The sequence below is a fragment of the Tabrizicola sp. genome, assembly GCF_031377265.1.
In the GTDB taxonomy this organism is placed as follows: Bacteria; Pseudomonadota; Alphaproteobacteria; order Rhodobacterales; family Rhodobacteraceae; genus JAUYQR01.
The window spans coordinates 1-2051 of the sequence record NZ_JANMET010000088.1 but is presented as its reverse complement, the minus strand read 5'-3'; the positions used below and the strand labels follow the sequence as shown (position 1 = coordinate 2051).

Annotated in this window: 1 protein-coding gene, 1 pseudogene and 1 riboswitch; the gene and the pseudogene both read right to left on the bottom strand. The window is 65.6% G+C overall.

Translation table 11 applies throughout. From position 1 onward, the window contains the following. Window positions 1-304 (bottom strand): annotated as a pseudogene (locus RMO18_RS05530) (hypothetical protein); the annotation flags it as partial. Window positions 305-469: 165 nt separating this feature from the next. Further along, window positions 470-569, bottom strand: a riboswitch (glycine riboswitch). Between the two features lie 78 nt (window positions 570-647). Continuing rightward, window positions 648-2051 (bottom strand): MATE family efflux transporter (locus RMO18_RS05525; RefSeq protein WP_309664439.1); only part of this gene is annotated, 1404 nt, incomplete at its 5' end.

The window sequence follows — 2051 nt, the reverse complement described above, 5'->3', positions numbered from 1 at the left end:
CCGGTGCCAGCCCCAGCACATCCACCGGCATCAGCGCCTCGAAGGCCAGACACAGCGCCGCCATCCCGGCCTTTGGCCGCAAGATCACCTGCCCCATGTGGCTCACGTCAAACAGCCCGGCGGCGCGGCGCGTGTGCAGGTGTTCCTGCATCACGCCGGGCGCATACTGCACCGGCATCTCATAGCCGGCAAAGGGCACCATCTTGCCGCCCAATTCCACATGCAGATCATGCAGCCCCAGTCTGTGCAATTCCAGTCTGTGCAATTCCGGCCGCTGCGGTCCCGTCACTTCAAGGTCGGTCAAACCGCCCTCCTCACTCTCGCCGGAACGTACCGGCACCGTCCGGGCAGGCCAATCCCTGCGCCGCGATGCCCCCTCTGTCCCTGCACCAAACGGTGCGCCTGAGATCGTTATCCCTTCGGCGGGCCAACCCCTGTTTGACGGGGCGTGCCACTCTCCAGAGCGTCGTTGTCAGAAACGGTCCCTTGCGCCTGAGAGTTTACCGGGGCGGTTGCTCCTTCGGCACCGGGGGGCAAGCAGGCCCGCCGGATTCTCCCGAACCTGACGCCTCTTGGTTAGCCCGAGCATCACCGGCAAGGCAAGATCGAAAAGCTTATCCGACCTGTCGCGCCCGAAAACCGACGCCTCAGGCCCGCCGCTCGCCCGGCACCGCTTCCGGCTGGGTTTCAGCCTGCGCAACCACGGACGGTCCGGGCCCCCGTGGGACAACTGCCGGGTTTGCCATTGCACGCAGGGCAAAGACGATGGCCAGCCCGCCAAACAGAACCCCACCCAGCGATTGGCCGATCAGAACGCCCGGCGCCCCCCACATCCCGCCCAGCCACAATGCCAGCGGAATTGTCCCCAGCGTATGGCGCCCCCAATTCACCACCGTCGACCAGAACGGCCGCCCGAGGTTGTTGCACACGGCATTGGAGACAAAGATAACCCCGTTGAAAAACCACAACAAGGCCAAGGGCCCGCAAAACAGGAACACCAGGTCCCGCGTCAAACCCTCCGCATTGAACAGATCGGCAATCGGCCCACGCAGCAGGAACAGCACCGCCGAAACCACAAGGATCACCATCCCGGTAAAGATCAGCCCATCGCGGAATGCGCCGCGCACCCGGTCCATCCGTCCCGCACCAAAGTTCTGCCCGATGATCGGCCCCATCGCCCCCGACAGCGCAAAGATCACGCCAAAGGCCACCGGCGTCAGCCGCCCGGCAATCGCCATCCCCGCCACCGCCGCCTCGCCGTAGGCGCTGGCCGCGCGCGTCACGAAGGCCTGCCCCACCGGCGTCGCCACCTGCGTCAGGATCGCGGGCACCGCAATCGCCCAGACCGGCCCCATGTCGGCAATCACCTTCGCCGGGCTCGGCCGATCAAACCCGCCATATTTCTTGATGATCGGCCGCAACGCCATCGCCGCAATCACCACCCGTGCTGCCACCGATGCCAGCGCCGCCCCGGTCAGCTCCAACCCGAAGCCGAAAATCAGAATCGGGTCCAGCACCGCTGTCGCCAGCGCGCCCCACACCGTTGCCATCATCGCCGCGCGCGCATCGCCATGGCTGCGCAAGATCGCGCCGCCGATCATCCCCACCATCAACAGGGGCTGCGACGGGGTCACGATCTGCAAGAACCACACCGCCAGATCATGCGTCTGCCCGGTCGCGCCCAGCAGGCTGACCAGTGGCGACAGAAACACCCAGACCACGGCAGCAAACAGCGCGCCGAACAGCAACCCCAGGATCAGCCCTGTCGTCGCCTTTTCGCGCGCCTGTGCCGGATCGCGCGCGCCTAAGGCCCGCGACACCAGCGCCGATACCGCAATCGACATGCCGATGCCGAAACTGGTGGTGAAGAACAGTATCGCGCCGGCATAGCCGATCGCCGCCGCCAGTTCCTCGCGGCCCAGCATGGCAATATAGATCATGTTGATCAGATCGACGACAAACACCGCCATCAGCCCGACCGACGAGGTCAGCGCCATCACCGACACATGCCGGAACAGACTGCCCTCCACGAACTTCGCCTGTTCACCCGG